The organism is Mesorhizobium sp. WSM4807 (assembly GCF_055811615.1).
Window position 1 is genome coordinate 60,062 of record NZ_JBVVQY010000003.1, and the last position, 19,639, is coordinate 79,700.

A 19,639-nucleotide genomic window follows, 5' to 3' on the forward strand; every position below is an offset into this window, starting at 1 on the left:
CGGAAGGTAAGACTTTGGCTAAATCCCGCATCCAGTTCATCTGCCAGAATTGCGGTTCGGTGCATCAGCGCTGGGCCGGCAAATGCGATGCCTGCGGCGAGTGGAACACGCTGGTCGAAGAAGGCACGTCCGGCGGCATCGGCTCGGGTCCGGCCAACACCCGCAATGCCCGCAAGGGCCGCGCCGTGGTGCTCACGACTTTGTCCGGCGACATCGAGGACGCGCCGCGCATCGTCTCCGGCATCGGCGAACTCGACCGCGCCACCGGCGGCGGTTTCGTGCGCGGCTCGGCCCTGCTGGTCGGCGGCGATCCCGGCATCGGCAAGTCGACGCTGTTGACCCAGGCTGCCGCAGCACTGGCGTCCAAGGGCCACCGCATCGTCTACGTCTCGGGCGAAGAGGCGGTTGCCCAGATCAGGCTGCGTGCGCAGCGGCTCGGCGTCGCCGATACTCCGGTGGAGCTTGCCGCCGAAACCAATGTCGAGGACATCCTCGCCACCATCGCCGACGGCAAGCGGCCGGACCTGGTGATCCTGGATTCGATCCAGACCTTGTGGACCGACATGGCCGATTCGGCGCCCGGCACAGTCACCCAGGTGCGTGCCGCCGCCCAGGCGATGATCCGCTATGCGAAATCCACAGGGGCGGCGATCGTGCTCGTCGGTCACGTCACCAAGGAAGGCCAGATCGCCGGGCCGCGCGTCGTCGAGCATATGGTCGACGCGGTGCTCTATTTCGAGGGCGAAGGCGGCCACCATTACCGCATCCTGCGCACGGTCAAGAACCGCTTCGGACCGACCGACGAGATCGGCGTGTTCGAAATGTCTGATATGGGCTTGCGCGAGGTCGCCAATCCGTCCGAGCTTTTTCTCGGCGAACGTCATGCGAAAGCGCCGGGCGCCGCGGTTTTCGCCGGCATGGAAGGCACCCGCCCGGTGCTGGTCGAGATCCAGGCGCTGGTGGCGCCGTCGTCGCTGGGCACGCCGCGCCGCGCCGTCGTCGGCTGGGACGGTGCCCGGCTGTCGATGATCCTCGCCGTTCTCGAAGCCCATTGCGGCGTCCGCTTCGGCACCCATGACGTCTATCTCAATGTTGCCGGCGGCTACCGTATCTCGGAGCCGGCTGCCGATCTGGCGGTAGCGGCCGCACTGGTTTCCTCGCTCACCGGTCTTGCCCTTCCCGCCGATTGCGTCTATTTCGGCGAAATCAGCCTTTCGGGCGCCGTGAGGCCGGTTGCGCATGCGCAGCAGCGCCTGAAGGAAGCCGAAAAGCTGGGTTTTGGAAGCGCGGTTCTGCCCTTGGGCAGCGAGGAACTTGCCGGCGGGATAGGGGCCGGCGCTTTCCAGCCCACCGAGCTTGCCGATCTCGTGGCGCGCATAGCCGGCTCACGGCGCAGCCGCGCCGACGAGCAAGAGTGACGCGGCTCATGAAGTGGGGCAAAAGACATGCCGATTACGCTGCTTGACGGAATTCTCGTCGGCTTCACCTTGGTCTCGGCGATGCTCGCCATGGTTCGTGGCTTTTCACGCGAGATCCTCTCCGTCGTCTCCTGGATAGCGGCAGCGGCTGCGGCGTTCTTCTTCTACCAACCGGTCCTGCCTTACGTTCAGCCCTATGTCGACAATGAGAAGATTGCCATGGTGGTGGCCGCCGGCATCGTCTTCATCGTCGCGCTGATCGTCGTCTCCGTCATCACCATGAGACTCGCCGACTGGATCATCGATTCCAGGGTCGGCGCGCTCGACCGCACGCTCGGTTTCCTCTATGGCGCGGCGCGCGGCGTCCTGGTCGTCGCGGTGGCCCTGCTGTTCTTCAACTGGCTGGCCGGCCCGAAGGCTCCGGGCTGGGTCGCCAACGCCAAGTCGCGGCCGCTGCTCGAATCGATCGGCGCCAAGCTCGAAAGCCTGCTGCCCGAGGATCCGGAAAACGCGATCCTCAACAGGCTCAATCCGAATCAGCCGGCACCCGAGACCGGAGCCGAGACGCCTCCGGCGGCGGACGCGCCAGCGGCGGACGCACCGGCAACCGGCGACGATGCTCCAGCGCTCGACGGCAGCGAGAGCAACGCGCCACCGGCCGACAATGCACCGGCCAATCCGGCGCCGGCAAACTGACGATCATGTGAAAGCCGCAAACTCTACGTTGCTCTCGAGCAGTCATCACACTATATAGCGACTTTAGCGGAGCTGAAGATGGCAGACGCAGACGACTTGCTTTCCGCCGAAGCTGACGATCATTTCCATGACGAATGCGGTGTGTTCGGTATTTTTGGCCGGCAGGACGCCGCGGCTATCGTCACGCTCGGCCTGCATGCATTGCAGCATCGCGGCCAGGAAGCAGCGGGTATCGTTTCCTATGACGGCACCCAGTTCCATGTCGAACATCACGTCGGCCTGATCGGCGATACGTTCACCAAGCAGCGCGTCATCGACAGCCTGCAAGGCAACCGCGCCATCGGCCACACGCGCTACGCCACCACAGGCGGCGCCGGCCAGCGCAACATCCAGCCGTTTTTCGCCGAGCTCGCCGATGGCGGCTTCGCCGTCGCCCACAACGGCAACCTCACCAACGCCATGACCGTGCAGCGCGCGCTGCAGAAACAGGGTGCGATCTTCTCATCGACCTCCGACACCGAGACGCTGCTGCATCTGGTTGCTACCAGCAGGGAACGCGATCTCAACTCGCGCTTCATCGATGCGGTGCGCCAGGTCGAAGGCGCCTTCTCGCTGGTGGCGATGACTTCAAAGAAGATGATCGGCTGCCGCGATCCGCTCGGCATCCGGCCGCTGGTGCTCGGCGATCTCGACGGCGCCTGGATCCTGGCTTCCGAAACCTGCGCGCTCGACATCATCGGCGCGCGTTTCGTGCGCGACCTGAAGCCGGGCGAGATGGTCGTCGTCACCGCCAAGGGTATCGAGAGCCTGTTTCCGTTCGAGCCGCAGAAGACCCGCTTCTGCATCTTCGAATATGTTTATTTCGCGCGTCCGGATTCGTCGGTCGAAGGCCGCAACGTCTACGAAGTTCGCAAGCGCATCGGCGCCGAGCTGGCGCTCGAAAGCCCGGTCGAGGCCGACATCGTCGTGCCGGTGCCGGACAGCGGCACTCCGGCGGCGATCGGCTTTTCGCAAGCCGCGGGCATCCCGTTCGAGCTCGGCATCATCCGCAATCACTATGTCGGCCGTACCTTCATCCAGCCTGGCGATTCGATCCGCCACATGGGTGTCAAGCTCAAGCACAATGCCAACCGCCGCATGATCGAAGGCAAGCGCGTGGTGCTGGTCGACGATTCGATCGTGCGCGGCACCACCAGCCAGAAGATCGTGCAGATGGTGCGCGATGCCGGCGCCAAGGAAGTGCACATGCGCATCGCCTCGCCGCCGACCCGCGCTTCCTGCTTCTACGGCGTCGACACGCCGGAGAAGTCGAAGCTGCTCGCTTCGCGCATGTCGGTGGAAGAGATGGCCGAGTTCATCCGCGTCGATTCGCTCGGTTTCCTGTCGATCGACGGGCTCTACCGCGCCGTCGGCGAGGCCGGCCGCGATAATGAGCAGCCGCAATTCTGCGACGCCTGCTTCACCGGGCAATATCCGACCCGGCTTGCCGACTTCGAAGGTTCGGACAATGTGCGTACGCTGTCGCTGCTGGCGGCAGGAGGTTCGTAGGTCTTGCTACGACCCGCGAATTTCGCCGGTTTGCAAATTTCGTCGCGATTGCTGTGTCGCGCCCCCTCTGTCCTGCCTGACATCATAGAGCGCTAACCTTCGGAGCTGCCCGGTGATCCCTGCCCTCGACCTTTCCGGCCGCGTCGCGGTCGTCACCGGTGCCTCACGCGGCATCGGCTACTTCATCACCTTGGAACTTGCCGCCGCCGGCGCACATGTCATCGCCGTCGCCCGCACCGTCGGTGGGCTGGAGGAACTTGATGATCAGATCAAGGCGGCGGGCGGACATGCCACACTTGTGCCGCTCGACCTTGCCGACATGGCCGGCATCGACCGGCTGGGCGGCGCCATCCACGAACGCTGGGGCAAGCTCGACATCCTGGTCGCCAATGCGGCGGTGCTCGGCGTCATCTCGCCGATCGGCCATGTCGAGGCCAAGACCTTCGAGAAGGTGATGACCATCAACGTCACCTCGACATGGCGGCTGATCCGCTCGGTCGATCCGTTGCTCAGGCTCTCCGATGCCGGCCGCGCCATCGTGCTTTCCTCCAACGCCGCCCATTCGGCGCGGGCCTTCTGGGCGCCCTATGCGGCGTCGAAGGCGGCGGTTGAGACGATGATGCGTTCCTGGGCGCATGAGACGGAAAACTTGGCCCTCAGGGTCAATGCCGCCGACCCCGGCGCCACCCGCACCGCCATGCGGGCGCAGGCGGTGCCCGGCGAGGATCCGGAGACGCTGCCGCATCCTTCAGAGATCGCCAAACGCATCGTACCGCTGGCCAGCCCTGCGCTTAGGGAAACCGGGCTGATCTTCCAAGCCAAGCACAACCGCTTTGTTGCCTACCGGCAGCCGGAGTAGACGCATCGCGCATTTTGACGGAAGAATTGCGCCGCCACCGACGTTGTTGGAATGCCAGATTTTCCCAAACGGAGGACCACCATGCGCAGACTGCTTCTCGTCACCGCCGCTGCATCGCTGGCAGCCGTCGGCGTCGCATCCTCGCAGGATGCGACGATGAGCTTCTTCGTCACCAGCGTCGGCTCGGGCAAGGGCGCCGATCTCGGCGGCCTCGCGGGCGCCGATGCGCATTGCGCCTCGCTGGCCGAAGCCGCCGGCGTCACGGGCAAAACATGGCGCGCCTATCTCTCGACCAGCGACACCGATGCGCGCGATCGCATCGGCAAGGGACCGTGGTTCAACGCCAAGGGCGTCAAGATCGCAGACGATGCCGCTTCGCTGCATAGCGATGCCAACGCCATCACCAAGCAGACGGCGCTCGACGAAAAGGGCGAAGTGGTCAACGGCCGCGGCGACAAGCCCAACCGCCACGACGTGCTGACCGGCTCCAAGCCCGACGGCACAAAAATCGCCGACCAGACCTGCGGCGACTGGACGCTCAGCGGAGCAGAAGGTGCTGCAATGACAGGCCATCACGACCGCACCGGTCTCGACGATTCGGCCGCCGCCAAATCGTGGAATTCCTCGCACGCTTCACGCGGCGGCTGTAGCCAGGAGGCGCTGAGGAGCACCGGCGGCGACGGCCTGTTCTACTGCTTTGCCGTAAACTGAGCCGTTCCAACAGACGTAGGACATTCACCCGGCTGTGATGCCGTGGCGAACCACCGCGCCCGGCCGCGCTTTCGTCGATTGCCCAGAGTTGATAGGATCGCCCGACTCCCACAACAAACGAGGAAATCCCATGGCGGCTCCGAGCGTAGCGTTGGTCTGGTATCTGGTGATTGCCGGCCCGCAAGGCGGCATGGTGGTGCTGCCCAGCACGTTCGACACCCGCGAACAGTGCACCTCCGCCGTCACCGAATATCAGAAGCAGCCAGCGCCGGCCGGCTGGTCGGTGCAGTGCGTGCCGAGCGCCTCGCCCTTCGCCGACGAGGGCGAAAGTGAGTAGCCGGCGCGCGTTCAGCGCTGAGCGCCGACCGTCAGTTCCGGCCTGGTATTGATGGTCTGAAACACCACGCAATACCGTTCAGTCAGTTTGAGCAGCGCGTCGATGCGCTCCTGTGGCTCGTCGCTGTCAAGGTTGAAATTCAACCGGATGGCGCGGAAGCCGACCGGGGCATCTTTTGCCACACCCAAGGTGCCGCGAAAATCGAGATCGCCTTCGGCCTCCACCGTGGCGGCGCCGAGCTTGAACTCCAGCGCCGTCGCCACCGCCTTCAGCGTCACGCCGGCGCAAGCGACCAGCGCCTCCAGCAGCATGTCGCCCGAGCACAGTTCGAGCCCGGAACCGCCGGTTGCCGGATGCAGCCCGGCAACGGCGAGCGCCCTGCCGGTCTCGACCTTGCAGGCAATCGACTGGTCGTCGATCGAGCCCTTGGCCCGAAGCGTGATCAGCGCGCGCGACGCGTCATCGCGATAGGCCTCCTTGAGCGGCGCCTGCATGGCCTTTAGTCCGGTCGCGTCCATCTCCAACCCTTTCGGCAGTAATTTTCATCGCTCGTCATGATACTCGAATGGATCCGGTATGGCCTAAACCTCGATTTCACGACATTTGGATCAGACTGACAAGCTGTCCAGACATTGCCACGTCGTTAGACCTGGTGCCCTTTCATGCGACCCGGGGCCGCCACGCGATGACGCCATCCGTCCGCGCCCGCACCTCGGGTGAGGCCAGGCAGGTGGCGACGGCCTCGTAGCCGGGAGTGCCGGGGTACCGGGCGACGTACGTTGGCGGGCTGTGATTGGCGGGGCAGAGGATGATCGCTTCGTCGGTGCCGACAGCCGCCAGGTCCAGTATCGCGCAGGAGCGCGTGAGCAGAAAGCGGTCGACCACCGCCGCCAGCCCTGCCCCAACGCGGGCTCGCCGCTGGCGCGGCGCCGCGCAGGGTTCTGCCCGTGTAGCGTACGCCCTCACCCTGCTGATCATCGGCAACGAACATTTCCGCAGAAGGCTGTAGGCAAACCCCTGCTGACAGTATGGTGTCAGGACAAGGCAGCATAGTCTGGTGACATGACGGGATCCCTAACCATGCCTGACACCGCCGCCGAGCGCACCCTTGGCATCATCCTGGTTTCGGCGTCGGCGGCGGTGTTCGGCCTCACCGGCGTATTGACCAAGTCGATCCATGCCGACCCGCTCACCATCACCTGCTGGCGCGGCTTCGTCGGCTCGATCCTGATCACTCTCTATGTGCTTTGGCGCCGCCGCCGCTCCGGCAGGCGTGAAAGCCTGCGTCTCGGCTGGCGCGGCTGGCTGCTGGCGATCGAGGGCGCGCTGGCCAGCATCGCCTTCATCTCAGCGTTCAAATTCACCTTCGTCGCCAATGTCGCGATCATCTACGCCACCGCGCCCTTCGTCACCGCGCTGCTTGCCTTCGTGCTGGTTCGTGAACGCTTCCGCCTGCAGACGCTTGCCGCCGCCGCCGTGTCGCTCAGCGGCGTGGCGATCATGGTCTGGTCTGGCTTCGGTACCGGCCATCTGTTTGGCGACGGGCTGGCGCTGCTGATGACAATCGGCAGCGCGCTCTACATGATCATGGTGCGCTCTTTCCGCGATACGCCTGTGGTGTGGGCCGGAGCGGTATCGGCGTTTCTTTTGTTCGTGCTCGGCTGGTTCGTCACCGATCCATTGGCGGTCTCGGCCAGAGACGCAGTGCTGCTCGCCGCGTTCGGCATGTCGTTCGCGCTGGCCTCGATCCTGTGGACGGAGGGCGCGCGGCTCATCCCGGCAGCCGAATCCGGCCGGCTAGGCTCGGCTGAAGTACCGTTCGCGATCCTGTTCGCCTTCCTGTTCCTGGCCGAAGTCCCGCCGGCCGCCAGCATGATAGGCGGCGCCATCGTGCTCTGCGCTGTGTTCGCCCATGCCGGGCGCGACTGGCACGTGGCGAGGCAGCGCTCTGCCTGAGAAAAACTGCCGCTGAAATAAATTTGTAAAGTCATGGAACCATCATCGGGTTCAAGCATTGTTGGGTTCGACGGGTCACCCCAAGTCCCCCCAAACCCCTCGGCCCGTCTAACCTAGAGCCGACCGCAAGGTCGGCTTTTTCTTTTTGCGAAATCAGCTTGGTGCGCCTGCCAAGGCAAGGTTGCCGCTGAACAGTGCAGCCAGATGCTGTGCCGGGGGCTCGGCATCCTGGCGCAGCCGGATGGCGAACTCGGCGATGGGAACCGGCGGCAGGCCCAGGTCGCGCGGTGCCTCGACGATGCCGGAATGGGCAAAGCGCGCCGTCCGGAGCGTCAGAGCAATGCCGGCATTCACCGCTGTGCGCAGTCCTGCCAGGCTGGCACTGCCGGCGGCGATGCGGTAGCGGCGGCCGGTCGTGTCGAGTGCCGCGATCGCTGCTTCACGAAAGCCGCAATGCGGATCGAGCAGCGCCAGCGGCAGCTCGTCCTGGCGCGAGACCAGCCCCTTTTGCGAACAGAGCCAGACCATCGGCTCGCGGAGCACGCCGACTTCGTCCGGCGCCGGCGCCTGGCGCATGGCGATCGCCAGATCGAGGGTGCCGGATTGCAGCGCCTGCGCCAATTCGGCGGAGCGGCCGACGCGCAATTCGATCCTGACGCGTGGATGACTCACGGCGAAGGCCCTGAGCAAATCCGGCAGGCCGCTGTCGGCGAAATCTTGTGTCGTGCCGATGGCCACGCGCCCATCGGCCCGCACGCCCTTGAGGGCCAGCCACGCCTCGCGATGCACTGCCAGGATACGCCGTGCGTGGCCGACCAGATCCTCCCCGGCCGGCGTCAGCACGCGGCCCCGCCCCTGCGGCACCAGAAGCGGTTCGCCGACAATATCCTCAAGCCGCTGCATCTGCGTGGTCACCGCCGACGCCGAGCGGCCGACAATTGACGCCGCCTGCGCCAGCGAGCCGCCATCGACGAAGGCGAGAAAGGTTTTGAGGAGATCGGGGTCGAGCATTTGCATAATTCGATAATATCTAAGTGTCTGCCAAAAACAATTTGATTTTCATAGTGAAAGAGCGATGGCAAAGATTTCTGCGAAGAGATGCCGCGTAACCCGAGGAGAAAAATTATGCCGATCATCAATGTCAGCGTCACCGGCAGGCCCGATGCCGCTCTGTCCGCCAGCATCGCCAGGGAAGTGACCGAACTGACCGCAATGCATCTGCGCAAGGATCCGACCATCACCGCGGTCGCCATATCCTATCTCGACCCGCAGCATTGGTTCGCCGGCGGCAAGTCGCTGGCCGAGCACGGCGCCAAGACCTTCTGGCTCGACATCAAGGTGGTCGACGGCACCAACACCAAGCTCGAACTGGAAGCCTATCTCAAGGCGATCTTCGCCGCCTTTGGCCGCATGCTGGGTGAGATGCACGAAGAAAGCTACGCCTTCGTGCACGAAGTGCCGGCCGCCGCCTATGGCTATGGCGGCAAGACACAGGAATTCCGTTTCATCAGCGGGAGGTTGAAAGCGGCTTGAAGGGCGCCGTTCAGTTCCACGCTCATCCTGCAAGTCATATTAGCGACGGTGAAGCGTAACAGGCCTGCAGCCAGCCCTGGTCGAGCAGCATTGACGTTGAGCCCACTTCGTCTAGGTTCTCATTGAAGCGGCCAGGAAAGAGCCGCGACGTGAGAATCCGTTGGGAGAGACGCGGCATGACCCTGACACTGGCGCTGCTTGCGGGCCTCGTCGCGGCCTGGCTGCTGATCGCCGTGGTGGAAAAATTCCGCCTCGGCCTGCGCTTCACCCAGGCGCTGCTCTACGTGCCTTTCAAGCTCGCCTACCGGGTCGCCGATGATCGTATCAAGATCGCCCGCAGAACAGCCGCCCCGGTCATTTACGTCATTTCGCACCAGTCGCGTCTCGAACCGGCGCTGATGCTGTCACTACTGCCGGAAGACACGCTGCACATCCTCGACGAAGTCTCGGCGCGATCGCCCTGGCTCGAACCATGGCGCGAGCTTGGCCGCACCATCGCTTTCAACGCCGAGCATGTCTTCGTCAGCCGCCGGCTGGTGCGGGTGCTGAAGGGCAAGGGCCGCCTCGCCGTCTATCTGCCGGATGCGGTCGAGCCTGATATCAAGACATTTCGCCTGTTTCGCGCCGTCACCCGCATCGCCATGCAGGCCGACGCCCGCATCGTGCCGATCTTCGTCGCCGGCGCGCGCACCCTGCCGGTATCGCTGACGCCGGCGGACAAGGCGCCGCGGCGCTGGTTTCCCCGCCTGTCGATCAGCGTGCTGGAGCCAATGACCATCGCCGAGCTGGTGGCACGAAATCCTGATCAATCCTCGAACACCAATGCGCTGTTCGACCGTGTCGCCGAAGCCCGGCTTTTCGGCAGCGATCTTAACCGCGGCCTGTTCCTCGCCATACGCGACGCCGCCGACCGTGTCGGAGCCTCGCATCCTATCGTCGAAGACGTGGTCAGCGGCACGTTGAACTACAGAAAGCTGTTCATCGGCGCGCGGGTGCTGGGCCGCCGCTTCGAGGCGGTGACGGCGCCGGGCGAAGCGGTTGGACTGCTGCTGCCCAACGCCAATGGCGTCGTGCTGTCGCTCATTGGCCTGTTGTCGGCGAGCCGGGTGGCGGCGATGATCAACTACACCGCAGGCCCGGCCAGCGTGACCGCCGCCGTGCGCACGGCGGAGATCCGCACCGTGGTCTCGTCGCGCGCCTTTGTCGACAAGGCCAGCCTCGCTGACATCGTCGCGGCGGTAGAAGAAGGCGGCGCCAAGCTGTTGTGGCTGGAGGATGTGCGGGCCAGCGTAACCGTACTGGACAAGCTCGCTGCCGCCTTGCTGTGGCGCTGGCCGCTGCAGCCGCAGAATGCCGCCCAGCCAGCGGTGATCCTGTTCACTTCAGGCTCGGAAGGCACGCCCAAGGCGGTGGTGCTGTCGCACAGGAACCTTCTCGTCAACGCCATGCAGGCCGAAGCCCGCATCACCATCTCACCGGCCGATATCCTGCTCAACGTGCTGCCGGTGTTCCACTCGTTCGGACTCACCGGCGGCACCATCCTGCCGCTGGTCACCGGAGTGAAACTATTTCTCTATCCCTCGCCGCTCCACTACAAGCTGATCCCCGAGGTCGCACGCAAGGCAAGGCCGACCGTCATGTTCGGCACCGACACGTTCCTCGCCAACTATGCGCGCACCGCCAAGGACGGCGATTTTTCCAGCCTGCGCTTCATCGTCGCCGGCGCCGAGGCGGTGAAACCGGAGACACGCCGCGTCTACCGAGAGCGTTTTCAGGCCGAGATCATTGAGGGTTTCGGCCTGACCGAGGCGTCACCAGTCGTTGCCGTCAATACCGCCATCCACGGCCGCGACGGCACGGTCGGGCGGCTGTTGCCGGCCATGCGCATGAAGCTCGAGCCGGTCGAGGGCATTAGCGGCGCCGGACGGTTGTGGCTCGACGGGCCGAATTTGATGATGGGCTACATGACATCAGATAGGCCCGGCGAATTGCAACCGCTCGACGGCTGGCACGATAGCGGCGACATCGTTTCGGTCGACCGCGAAGGCTTCATCACCATTCGCGGCCGGGCCAAGCGCTTCGCCAAGATCGCCGGCGAGATGGTGTCGCTGGGCGCAGTCGAGATGCTGGTGCAGTCGCTATGGCCGGAAGAGCACCACGCTGTGGTGGCGGTGCCGGACAGGCGCCGCGGCGAGCGCATCGTGCTGGTCACCACCGCTGATAACGCCGACCCCGATGAATTGCGCAAATTCGGCAGACAAGCCGGTGCCGCCGATTTGATGGTGCCGAACGACATCGTCAAGGTGGAGGAAATCCCGGTGCTGGGTTCAGGCAAGACCGACTATGTCTCGACCCGCAAGCTGGCGATTGACCGGCTGGGGCTCAGCGCGGCAGCTTAGCGCTTAGAGGACCACCACTGACAACAGCAGGATGAACCCGACCGCCATCATCAGTAGGCCCGGCCAGTTCTGCGACAGGCCAAGGAAACCGAGTCCGCGCCGCCGCGGCTCAAGTGTCGGGCCCGGCGTTGCGAGACTTGGCGTCGAGCGATCCGGCGCCGCGCGAACAGGTGCCGGATCGCTGAGCCGCCCGCGCCATAGGACTGCGCCAGCCATGTACACAACGCCAGCGACAATGAGCAACGCACCAATGAGGACGACAGCCATTTCTCCTCACTCTTCTTCAACTCCTGCGCCTGGCACAGCAGCTTGAGAGGTTGTAGCAAGGCGCTTCGCGAGGTTGCTCGCCTCGCCCGCTGAGACAAAACGGTCAAGATGCCCGGCAGGTTCCCGCTAGAGCGGGATGCTCCGAATTGAACTGGGCATCCCGCTCTATCTATTTGTTTTAGCCGCATTTCTGCGACGCCAAGTGATTCCACTTGGCTGCAAATGCTCGAGGTGACCGTCGGAGCGAATTGGCGACAGGCCTGTCAGCCGATGTCTGAAGGCGGCACCTTCTCGCCCTCGCGCTTGGCGCGCCTGGAATAGGCGCGCACGCTGAACGGCAGGAACAGCAGATAGCCGGCGACCGACGCTGTCAGCGTACACCAGGGGTAGGTCATCAAAAGCAGGATATAGAGGACGACTCCGAGGATGATCGGCAGCACCTTGTCGCCCGGGACTTTCAGGCTCTTGCCGGAATAGACCGGCAGCCGGCTGACCAGCAGGAAGGCGACCAGAACGGTGAAGCCGGCGGCGGCGAAGGCGGCAGGGCGGGACGGCTCCACGCCAAGCCGCAGGAAATACAGATAAAGCGGCAGCATCACCAGCACTGCACCCGCCGGCGCCGGCACGCCGACGAAATACTCGGTTTGCCACTGCGGGCGATCTGTTTCTTCGTCGAGCACGTTGAAGCGAGCGAGTCTCAGTCCGCAGGCGATGGTGAACAGGAGCGCGGCAATCCAGCCAGGCGAGCCGGCCTGGTCGAGCAGGAAGGCATAGAGTACCAGCGCGGGTGCTACGCCGAAATTGACGATGTCGGCCAGCGAATCCATCTGCGCGCCGAATTTGGACGTCGCCTTCAGCATCCGCGCCAGGCGGCCATCGATGCCGTCGAGGAAGGCGGCGAGCAGCACCATCACCACTGCCGGCTCGAAACGGCCTTCGAAGCCGAAGCGGATGCCGGACAGGCCGGCGCAGATGGCGAGCACGGTGACGAGATTGGGCAGCACCATGCGCATCGGGATTTCATGGATGCGCGGACCGCCGCTGCCATGCGCCTCGAATTTCTTGAACGGCGCGCCCACGGCTCAGGACACCCGCACGAGCGGCGTTGCGGCAATGCCGCCGAATTCGGCCAGTATGGTTTCACCACCGACCGCGGTCTGGCCGACGGCGACACGCGGCGTTGCGGCCGGCGGCAGGAATACGTCGACGCGCGAGCCGAAGCGGATCAGCCCAAAGCGTTCGCCGATGCCGATCGCGCCGCCGGTCTCGGCCCAGCAGACGATGCGCCGCGCCACCAGGCCGGCGATCTGCACCGCGGCCACCGTGCCGTTGGGGCTGTCGATGACCAGCCCGTTGCGCTCGTTGTCGGCGCTCGCTTTGTCGAGTGCGGCGTTGAGGAACTGGCCCGGCCGATGCTCGATCCTTGTGATGCGGCCGCGCACCGGCGCCCGGTTCACGTGGCAGGAAAAGACGTCCATGAACACCGAGATGCGGGTCATCTCGCCGCCGCCGAGGCCAAGTTCGCGCGGCGGCACGGCCGGACCGACCGCCGTGATGATGCCGTCGGCTGGGCTCACCACCAGCCGGTCGTCGACAGGCGTGACGCGCTCGGGATCGCGGAAGAAATAGACGCACCAGGCGGTCAGGATGAGGCAGACCCAAAACAGGATCGAAGAGAAATAGCCGAGGAAAAGCGTCACCGCTGCGAAGGCGGCGATAAACGGATAGCCCTCGCGATGGATCGGAACGAACGTTTTCTTGATCGTGTCGACGAGGTCCATGGAATGGAAACAGCCTAGTTTCAGGTCCGGCCTCAATAGCGGAAACACCCTGTGGCCGCAACAATGAGCGAAAGCCGGTTCGGCGGCGGTTGCGTTGGGCACGTACCGGTTCACGCATATTGGAACCGATCCGGCCTTTGCGAAAAAACCGTCGCAGTTGTCGGCGCGCGGCATCCACGCCCGTCCTTGGTGAGAGGCGCTTTATATCGGCCGAGTGGGGCGCCTACGGCACGAAACCTGGGAGCCCGCAATGCTGTCGCAGAAATTAGCAGCCAAAGAAGCAAATGTCGTGATGAACGGCCTGGCGTTCGGCGAGTCGCCGCGCTGGCATGATGGCAGGCTTTGGTTCTGCAACTGGGGAACCGGCCAGATCATCGCCGTCGATGCCGACGGCAACAGTGAGGTCATGCTCACCGTGCCGGCCACCCTGCCCTATTCGATCGACTGGCTGCCGGACGGTCGCCTGGTCGCCGTCTGCGGACGTGAGGGGCTGGTGCTGCGGCAAGAAGCAGACGGTACGCTGGACACCCACGCCGATCTGCGGGGTTTTTCAACGAGCCCTTGGAATGAGATCGTCGTCGACGGGCGCGGCAACATCTACGTCAATGGCGGTGGGCCGGCGCCGGCTCCCGGCCAGCATTTCGGCCCCGGCACCATCGTGCTGATTGCGCCGGACGGGTCGGTGCGGCAGGTAGCGGACAAGATCGCCTTCGCTAACGGGATGGCGGTGACGCCTGACAACAAAACGTTGATCGTCGCTGAATCTCACGCCAACAGGCTGACCGCCTTCGACATCGCCGCCGATGGCAGCCTCGCCAACCGGCGGCGATGGGCCGACCTCGGCAACGGCTTTCCCGACGGCATCTGTCTCGATGCCGAAGGCGCGATCTGGTATGCCGACGTGCCCAACCGGCACTGCGTGCGCGTGCGCGAAGGCGGCGCAATGCTCGAGAGTGTCGATGCCGATCGCGGCTGCTTTGCCTGCATGCTCGGCGGCGCCGACGGCAAGACACTGTTCATCGTCGCCGCCGAATGGCGCGGCTTCGAATACATGATCAGCGAGGCCCGCACCGGCCAGGTGCTCAGCATCGAGGCTCCGGCACCGGGTGCCGGCTGGCCGTAGAGAGCCTACACGCCGGGAATCCGGTGATAGTTGGCGATGTCGGCCTTGACGCCGAGCCGGGCGATCGTCTCTTTTGGATTGAAGGCAATGCGCTCATGCGCGGCCATAACGATCGGTACAACCTTGTCGACGGCCGCCTGGCTTTGCCATTCGACAATCGTCACAAGGTTGAACTCGCCTGGCCCCGAGAATTGCTCGAGCAGGAAATCCTGGACGAACCCTTGCTGCTGGCGCAACAGCTCATGCGTCATCCGGACCTTGGCAAGGATCTCCTCGCGGGCGTTGGCCGGAACGACAAACTTGTCCACCCTGAACACACTGCTGCCATTAACTGCCTGATTTATCTTACTCATATCGATTGACTCCGTTTTTGAACGACGCATCTCGCCGCGATCCAAAACGGTCTACGATCTCAACTTAAGTTGAGGTCAAGCACGAATTTTCAGCTCACTTCCGAGGGGCGGCGGCGGACGACGACGCCGAACTCGTCGCGCTCGCGAGCAATGCGCAGCCGCTCCTCGGCCTCGGTTGCCTCACGCTGGCGGTCCCACATCGACGCGTACAGACCGGCCTTGCGCATCAAGGCGGCATGCGTGCCACGCTCGGCGATCTGGCCGTCCTGCAGCACGATGATCTCGTCGGCCGAAATCACCGTCGACAGCCGGTGGGCGATGACGATGGTCGTGCGGCCCTTACTGACGAGGTCGAGCGCCGCCTGGATCTCCTGTTCGGTATGGCTGTCGAGAGCCGAGGTCGCCTCGTCGAGCATCAGGATCGGCGGCGCCTTCAAAATGGTGCGGGCGATCGCCACGCGCTGCTTCTCACCGCCCGACAGTTTCAGCCCGCGCTCTCCGACCATCGAACGGTAGCCGTCGGGCAGCCGCTCGATGAATGGCCCGATCTGAGCGAGCTCTGCCGCCTTGTGCACATCCTCCTCGCTGGCATCGACGCGGCCGTAGCGGATGTTGTAGGCGATGGTGTCGTTGAACAGCACGGTGTCCTGCGGCACCATGCCGATCGCCGCGCGCAGGCTCTCCTGCGTCACGTCGCGAATGTCCTGGCCGTCGATCAGTATCTTGCCGCCCTGGATGTCGTAAAAGCGGAACAGGAGCCGCGAAATGGTCGACTTGCCGGCCCCCGACGGCCCGACAATGGCCACCGTCTTGCCGGCCGGCACTTCGAAGCTGATGCCTTTCAGGATCTTGCGGTTGGGATCGTAGGAAAACTGCACGTCGCGGAACTCGACCTTGCCGGCGCCGACGACCAGCGGCCTGGCACCCGGCCTGTCGACGATCTCCTGCGGCACATCGAGCAGATCGAACATCTGCTCGATGTCGGTCAGGCCCTGGCGGATTTCGCGATAGATGAAGCCGATGAAGTTGAGTGGCACCGAAAGCTGGATTAGCATGGCGTTGATGAAGACGAAGTCGCCAACCGTCTGCGTACCAGCCTGCACCTCCAGCGCCGAAAGGCACATCACGATAACCGTGCCGAGACCGAAGATGACGCCCTGGCCGAAGTTCAGCCAGCCGAGCGAGGTCCATATCCTGGTGGCGGCGGTCTCGTAGCGCGCCATCGAACGGTCGAAGCGCTCGGCTTCCATGCTCTCGTTGTTGAAATATTTGACCGTCTCGAAATTGAGCAGCGAATCGATCGCCTTGGTGCTGGCGTCGGTGTCGCTGTCGTTCATGTCGCGGCGAATGACGATGCGCCAGTCGCTCGCCCTGATGGTGAACCAGATGTAGAGCCAGACCGTCACCGCCACCACAGCCACGTATTTCCAGCCATAGGTGACGGCGAAGATGGCGGCCGTCAGCGCGAATTCGAGAATGGTCGGCAAGGTGTTGAGCACGGTGAAGCGGACGATCGTCTCGATGCCCTTGGTGCCGCGCTCGATGATGCGCGACAGGCCGCCGGTGCGGCGCTCGAGATGGAAGCGCAGCGACAGTTGATGCATGTGGATGAAAGTGCGGAAGGCGAGCTGGCGCACCGCATATTGTCCGACGCGGGCAAACAGCGCGTCGCGCAGCTGGTTGAAACCGAGCTGCACCAGCCGCACGACATTGTATGCGATGACCAGCATGACCGGCGGCAGCAGGAAGGCCGGCAGCGGCGGCACCGACTTGGCATCCCCGGCTAACGCATCGGTCGCCCATTTGAAGAAATAGGGGCCGGCAACCAGTGTCAGCTTGGCGACCACCAGAAGCACGGTCGCCCACACCACCCGCGCCCGGAGGTCGGCCCGGTCGGCCGGCCACATGTAGGGCCAAAGATTGCGCAATGTCTTGACGGTCGAACCGGACTCAGCGGAAACGGTTTTTTCGGCCATTTTTATCGCCTTTTTGTTATATCTTACTACTTGACCGTCATCTTTTCCGAAAACCGGCTTCCACTTTTCGCTGACGCGGTCCTTCGATTCGGGATCATGACCTAGCGGCCGGAGCAGCACGAATTAACGAGCGCGGCCAGCGATGCGGAAACATCGGCGAGCGCATCGCTGTCGACTTCATAGCGCGAGCGTTGCCGGTCCGGCTCGTAGCGGACCAGCCCGGCGTCGACCAATATCTTCAGGTGCTGCGAAACGGTGGACTGCGCCAGGTCGAGATGGTCGACGACCTCGCGGCAGCAGCAGGAGCGGCTGGCCGACAGATGCCGGAGGATCTCGATCCGGGCCGGATGCGAAAGCGCGGCGAGCTTCGCGGCGACGGACTGGCTGTCGGCGAAGCCACAGGTCTTCTCGGTCAAGGGAGCGTTCATCGTCTATCGGCGATAGACGATGAACGAACTTTCCGCAAGAGAGCCTAACGAAGAAAAAAGATTTCTGCTGGACCTCTAGTTGGACTTGGCAGGGGCGGTCGTCATCTGGTCGCCCATCGCCTTGAGGTTGGCGGCTTCGCCTTCCTGCGATTTTTCCGGGACCTTGAACACCTGTCCCGGCCAGATGCGGTCTGGATTCCTGATCTGATCCTGATTGGCGAGGTAGATGGTCGAGTAGCGCACGCCTTGGCCATAGACGCGCCGCGAGATCTGCCACAGCGTGTCGTGGCGGCGGATGATGACGGCGCCGTCGGCGTGTTCGAGCTTCAGTGCCGCGGTCTCGGGAATTTCAGCCGATGTGGCAGGTGGAGCAGGCGCGGTCGTGTCCGCGGCGGCGGGCGGCGTGGCAGGCTTCTGCTCGGCGGGCGCCACGGCGGCGACCGACTCGCCCGGCTCGCGCTCGAACGGCACGGCGGCACGGGCCACCACCTTGACCCCGTCGGCATCGAGTGCGTCGACATGGATGGTGTAGGTGCCGACCGGAATGTTGCGCGTCGCCTCGACCAGGAAGTGGCCGTCGGGCGAAGTTTTAGCGTCGCCGAGCAAGATGTCGTTGGCATAGGCGCGCACCTTGCGGCCTGGATCGGCGAGCCCGGCGACGAAGATCTTGTTGCCGTCGATCTCGATCGCTTCGACGATGATCTTTGGCCCTGTAGCTGGTGTTGCCGGTGCGACCGGCACGTCCGGAGCCGGCGCGGGGACGGCTTCGACAGTGGCCGGCGCCGTAGCAGCCGGTGCGCCTGGGGCTGGTGCTGCGGCAGCGGGGTCCCCAGCAGCCGGAGCGGCCGCCTTGTCGCCGGCAGGGCCTTCAGGCTTCTTCCCGGGTGTAGGAACGGTGAGCAATTCGGAGGGCTTGCCCGGCTCCTCGATCATCGCCAGCACCTGGCCAGCAGGACTCTGGGGAATCGAGACGACGGCTGTCTGCGCAGAGGGGGTCACGACATTGCCGGTCATCGACCGCAGCGCGATCGTGTAATCGCCGGGTTTCAGCGGATCGTCGAGAACGATGGCAAAAGCGCCATCGGCACCGGCGACCGTCGAGCCGAGAACCGTCGAACCGTTGAGAATCTCGACCTTGGCGTTGGGTGCGGCATTGCCGGCGACGACGATAGAGCCCTTGATTTCGACCCGAACGATATCGAAGGTCGGCGCGATCGCATCGGCCGCGGCCGGCGCTGCCGGTGCCATCGCATCTGAGGCCGGCGCGGGCGGAGGTGGTCCATCGGTCCCCGGCTCGGCCGGCTTCTTCACCGGCGGCGTCAGTGATGCCACTTCCGCCGGTGGCGCGCGATTGAGATACGGGTCGAGCGCGCCCGATACATAGGCGGTCCCCGCCGCGGCGACGGAGCCGCCGACGGCGAACAAAAGCGCCTTCAATGGATTAATCGTCATATTTCCCTGCCCTTAGCCACCTAATGCCGGTCTAGCCTGTTTTGCCCAAACCGACAAGAAAAAGGGGACTGACAAGAAAAAGGGGCCAGCAAGAAAAAGCCCGCCCGGGCTTGACCGCGAATAAAGACCCAATCACCAATCATCTCATGAACACGATTCGATCTATCTGCGTCTATTGCGGCTCGTCTCCAGGCCGCGATGAAACCTATGCCAAGGCCGGACACCTGCTTGGGCGTTCGATCGCCAAGTCCGGCCTGCGTCTGATCTATGGCGGCGGCACCAGGGGCATCATGGGAGCCGTTGCCGAAGGCGCGTTGCGGGCTGGCGGCAAGGTGACGGGCATCATTCCGCGCTTCCTGATCAACAGGGAGGCTACCGAAACCGCGCTTAACCGGCTCGACGAGCTCGTGATCACCGACAACATGCACGAGCGCAAGCATACGATGTTCGAGAAATCCGACGCCTTTGTGGCGCTGCCGGGCGGCATCGGCACGGTCGAGGAAATCATCGAGATCATGACTTGGGGCCAGCTCGGCCATCATCGCAAGCCGATCGTCTTCGGCAACGTTGGGAGATTCTGGGATCCGATGCTGGCGCTGCTCGACCATATGATGGCCGAAGGCTTCATCCATACCGCGCAGCGGGTCAGGCCGCTGGTGGTCGACGATCCGGAAGCGATCGTCGCCGCCATCATGGTCGCCGGATCATCGGTCGACGCACCGACCGAAGGTGTGCAGTCGGTAATCGACAAGCTTTAGGGGAGTCGGGCAGTATGTAGTGCATGCCGCGCTCATGAGGCGCT

The 19,639-nt window shown here is 64.2% G+C and carries 21 protein-coding genes; 11 read left to right on the plus strand and 10 right to left on the minus strand.

Going from position 1 to position 19,639, the window contains the following annotated elements:
* The first annotated feature begins 14 nt into the window (after positions 1-14).
* The 6 genes from radA to AC0L3N_RS04555 all read left to right on the plus strand — a co-directional run bounded on the left by radA (position 15) and on the right by AC0L3N_RS04555 (position 5,569).
* Positions 15-1,418, plus strand: coding sequence for a DNA repair protein RadA (radA, locus tag AC0L3N_RS04530; protein WP_128188121.1), 1,404 nt, complete (start codon positions 15-17; stop codon positions 1,416-1,418).
* A gap of 27 nt (positions 1,419-1,445) precedes the next feature.
* Positions 1,446-2,114, plus strand: coding sequence for a CvpA family protein (locus tag AC0L3N_RS04535; protein WP_473545944.1), 669 nt, complete (start codon positions 1,446-1,448; stop codon positions 2,112-2,114).
* Positions 2,115-2,192: 78 nt separating this feature from the next.
* Positions 2,193-3,662, plus strand: coding sequence for an amidophosphoribosyltransferase (gene purF, locus AC0L3N_RS04540; protein WP_473486683.1), 1,470 nt, complete (start codon positions 2,193-2,195; stop codon positions 3,660-3,662).
* A 112-nt stretch (positions 3,663-3,774) separates the two neighbouring features.
* Entirely contained in the window at positions 3,775-4,521 is a 747-nt protein-coding gene (locus AC0L3N_RS04545; protein ID WP_473545945.1) for an SDR family NAD(P)-dependent oxidoreductase, read from the plus strand.
* An 81-nt stretch (positions 4,522-4,602) separates the two neighbouring features.
* Positions 4,603-5,232: a hypothetical protein gene (locus AC0L3N_RS04550; protein WP_473545947.1), complete on the plus strand. Its 630-nt coding sequence runs from the start codon at positions 4,603-4,605 to the stop codon at positions 5,230-5,232.
* A gap of 130 nt (positions 5,233-5,362) precedes the next feature.
* Positions 5,363-5,569, plus strand: coding sequence for a hypothetical protein (locus AC0L3N_RS04555; RefSeq protein WP_473545949.1), 207 nt, complete (start codon positions 5,363-5,365; stop codon positions 5,567-5,569).
* A gap of 11 nt (positions 5,570-5,580) precedes the next feature.
* Here the strand turns inward: AC0L3N_RS04555 and AC0L3N_RS04560 are convergent, their stop codons facing one another.
* Both AC0L3N_RS04560 and AC0L3N_RS04565 read right to left on the minus strand, forming a co-directional pair.
* On the minus strand, positions 5,581-6,087 hold the full coding sequence (locus AC0L3N_RS04560; RefSeq protein WP_473545951.1) for an OsmC family protein: 507 nt from the start codon (positions 6,085-6,087) through the stop codon (positions 5,581-5,583).
* A 142-nt stretch (positions 6,088-6,229) separates the two neighbouring features.
* Positions 6,230-6,454 (minus strand): hypothetical protein, encoded by a 225-nt coding sequence (locus AC0L3N_RS04565; RefSeq protein WP_473545953.1) that lies wholly within the window; start codon positions 6,452-6,454, stop codon positions 6,230-6,232.
* Positions 6,455-6,649: 195 nt separating this feature from the next.
* On the opposite strand from AC0L3N_RS04565, the gene AC0L3N_RS04570 reads away from it, so the two are divergent.
* A complete protein-coding gene (locus tag AC0L3N_RS04570; RefSeq protein WP_473545955.1) occupies positions 6,650-7,525 on the plus strand; it encodes a DMT family transporter in 876 nt (291 codons plus the stop codon).
* 153 nt (positions 7,526-7,678) lie between these two features.
* On the opposite strand, the gene AC0L3N_RS04575 is transcribed toward AC0L3N_RS04570, so the two are convergent.
* A complete protein-coding gene (locus tag AC0L3N_RS04575; RefSeq protein WP_123149781.1) occupies positions 7,679-8,542 on the minus strand; it encodes a LysR substrate-binding domain-containing protein in 864 nt (287 codons plus the stop codon).
* A 108-nt stretch (positions 8,543-8,650) separates the two neighbouring features.
* On the opposite strand from AC0L3N_RS04575, the gene AC0L3N_RS04580 reads away from it, so the two are divergent.
* Positions 8,651-9,058 (plus strand): tautomerase family protein, encoded by a 408-nt coding sequence (locus AC0L3N_RS04580; protein WP_123149782.1) that lies wholly within the window; start codon positions 8,651-8,653, stop codon positions 9,056-9,058.
* A gap of 176 nt (positions 9,059-9,234) precedes the next feature.
* Positions 9,235-11,457, plus strand: a complete 2,223-nt coding sequence (locus tag AC0L3N_RS04585; RefSeq protein ID WP_473545957.1) for an AMP-binding protein — start codon at positions 9,235-9,237, stop codon at positions 11,455-11,457.
* 3 nt (positions 11,458-11,460) lie between these two features.
* On the opposite strand, the gene AC0L3N_RS04590 is transcribed toward AC0L3N_RS04585, so the two are convergent.
* The 3 genes from AC0L3N_RS04590 to AC0L3N_RS04600 all read right to left on the minus strand — a co-directional run bounded on the left by AC0L3N_RS04590 (position 11,461) and on the right by AC0L3N_RS04600 (position 13,505).
* Positions 11,461-11,724, minus strand: coding sequence for a hypothetical protein (locus AC0L3N_RS04590; RefSeq protein WP_473545959.1), 264 nt, complete (start codon positions 11,722-11,724; stop codon positions 11,461-11,463).
* Positions 11,725-11,987: 263 nt separating this feature from the next.
* Positions 11,988-12,803 carry a CDP-diacylglycerol--serine O-phosphatidyltransferase gene (gene pssA, locus AC0L3N_RS04595; protein WP_473545961.1) on the minus strand — a complete coding sequence of 272 codons (816 nt, stop codon included), beginning with the start codon at positions 12,801-12,803 and terminating at the stop codon, positions 11,988-11,990.
* A 3-nt stretch (positions 12,804-12,806) separates the two neighbouring features.
* The gene (locus AC0L3N_RS04600) at positions 12,807-13,505 is read right to left on the minus strand and encodes a phosphatidylserine decarboxylase (RefSeq protein WP_473545963.1); all 699 of its coding nucleotides are present in this window, start codon (positions 13,503-13,505) and stop codon (positions 12,807-12,809) included.
* 250 nt (positions 13,506-13,755) lie between these two features.
* On the opposite strand from AC0L3N_RS04600, the gene AC0L3N_RS04605 reads away from it, so the two are divergent.
* Complete coding sequence (locus AC0L3N_RS04605) at positions 13,756-14,628, plus strand: SMP-30/gluconolactonase/LRE family protein (protein WP_473545965.1); 873 nt, start codon at positions 13,756-13,758, stop codon at positions 14,626-14,628.
* Positions 14,629-14,633: 5 nt separating this feature from the next.
* Here AC0L3N_RS04605 and AC0L3N_RS04610 read toward each other — a convergent pair whose 3' ends face one another.
* The 4 genes from AC0L3N_RS04610 to AC0L3N_RS04625 form a co-directional block, all read right to left on the minus strand.
* Complete coding sequence (locus AC0L3N_RS04610; RefSeq protein WP_473545967.1) at positions 14,634-14,981, minus strand: antibiotic biosynthesis monooxygenase; 348 nt, start codon at positions 14,979-14,981, stop codon at positions 14,634-14,636.
* Between the two features lie 89 nt (positions 14,982-15,070).
* Positions 15,071-16,957, minus strand: coding sequence for an ABCB family ABC transporter ATP-binding protein/permease (locus AC0L3N_RS04615; RefSeq protein WP_473545969.1), 1,887 nt, complete (start codon positions 16,955-16,957; stop codon positions 15,071-15,073).
* A gap of 101 nt (positions 16,958-17,058) precedes the next feature.
* Positions 17,059-17,385, minus strand: a complete 327-nt coding sequence (locus AC0L3N_RS04620) for an ArsR/SmtB family transcription factor (RefSeq protein WP_123149786.1) — start codon at positions 17,383-17,385, stop codon at positions 17,059-17,061.
* Positions 17,386-17,460: 75 nt separating this feature from the next.
* Entirely contained in the window at positions 17,461-18,837 is a 1,377-nt protein-coding gene (locus tag AC0L3N_RS04625) for a LysM peptidoglycan-binding domain-containing protein (protein WP_473545971.1), read from the minus strand.
* Between the two features lie 146 nt (positions 18,838-18,983).
* On the opposite strand from AC0L3N_RS04625, the gene AC0L3N_RS04630 reads away from it, so the two are divergent.
* Positions 18,984-19,595: an LOG family protein gene (locus AC0L3N_RS04630; RefSeq protein WP_473545973.1), complete on the plus strand. Its 612-nt coding sequence runs from the start codon at positions 18,984-18,986 to the stop codon at positions 19,593-19,595.
* Positions 19,596-19,639 lie beyond the last annotated feature (44 nt).

What these genes read in the sequence shown, in the direction of transcription:
- AC0L3N_RS04535 (WP_473545944.1), top strand. Translation starts at nt 1,446, where the DNA reads ATGCCGATTACGCTGCTTGACGGAATTCTCGTCGGCTTCACCTTGGTC.
- purF (WP_473486683.1), top strand. Translation starts at nt 2,193, where the DNA reads ATGGCAGACGCAGACGACTTGCTTTCCGCCGAAGCTGACGATCATTTC.
- AC0L3N_RS04550 (WP_473545947.1), top strand. Translation starts at nt 4,603, where the DNA reads ATGCGCAGACTGCTTCTCGTCACCGCCGCTGCATCGCTGGCAGCCGTC.
- AC0L3N_RS04555 (WP_473545949.1), top strand. Translation starts at nt 5,363, where the DNA reads ATGGCGGCTCCGAGCGTAGCGTTGGTCTGGTATCTGGTGATTGCCGGC.
- AC0L3N_RS04560 (WP_473545951.1), bottom strand. Translation starts at nt 6,087, where the DNA reads ATGGACGCGACCGGACTAAAGGCCATGCAGGCGCCGCTCAAGGAGGCC.
- AC0L3N_RS04570 (WP_473545955.1), top strand. Translation starts at nt 6,650, where the DNA reads ATGCCTGACACCGCCGCCGAGCGCACCCTTGGCATCATCCTGGTTTCG.
- AC0L3N_RS04575 (WP_123149781.1), bottom strand. Translation starts at nt 8,542, where the DNA reads ATGCAAATGCTCGACCCCGATCTCCTCAAAACCTTTCTCGCCTTCGTC.
- AC0L3N_RS04580 (WP_123149782.1), top strand. Translation starts at nt 8,651, where the DNA reads ATGCCGATCATCAATGTCAGCGTCACCGGCAGGCCCGATGCCGCTCTG.
- AC0L3N_RS04585 (WP_473545957.1), top strand. Translation starts at nt 9,235, where the DNA reads ATGACCCTGACACTGGCGCTGCTTGCGGGCCTCGTCGCGGCCTGGCTG.
- AC0L3N_RS04590 (WP_473545959.1), bottom strand. Translation starts at nt 11,724, where the DNA reads ATGGCTGTCGTCCTCATTGGTGCGTTGCTCATTGTCGCTGGCGTTGTG.
- AC0L3N_RS04600 (WP_473545963.1), bottom strand. Translation starts at nt 13,505, where the DNA reads ATGGACCTCGTCGACACGATCAAGAAAACGTTCGTTCCGATCCATCGC.
- AC0L3N_RS04605 (WP_473545965.1), top strand. Translation starts at nt 13,756, where the DNA reads ATGCTGTCGCAGAAATTAGCAGCCAAAGAAGCAAATGTCGTGATGAAC.
- AC0L3N_RS04610 (WP_473545967.1), bottom strand. Translation starts at nt 14,981, where the DNA reads ATGAGTAAGATAAATCAGGCAGTTAATGGCAGCAGTGTGTTCAGGGTG.
- AC0L3N_RS04615 (WP_473545969.1), bottom strand. Translation starts at nt 16,957, where the DNA reads ATGGCCGAAAAAACCGTTTCCGCTGAGTCCGGTTCGACCGTCAAGACA.
- AC0L3N_RS04620 (WP_123149786.1), bottom strand. Translation starts at nt 17,385, where the DNA reads ATGAACGCTCCCTTGACCGAGAAGACCTGTGGCTTCGCCGACAGCCAG.
- AC0L3N_RS04625 (WP_473545971.1), bottom strand. Translation starts at nt 18,837, where the DNA reads ATGACGATTAATCCATTGAAGGCGCTTTTGTTCGCCGTCGGCGGCTCC.
- AC0L3N_RS04630 (WP_473545973.1), top strand. Translation starts at nt 18,984, where the DNA reads ATGAACACGATTCGATCTATCTGCGTCTATTGCGGCTCGTCTCCAGGC.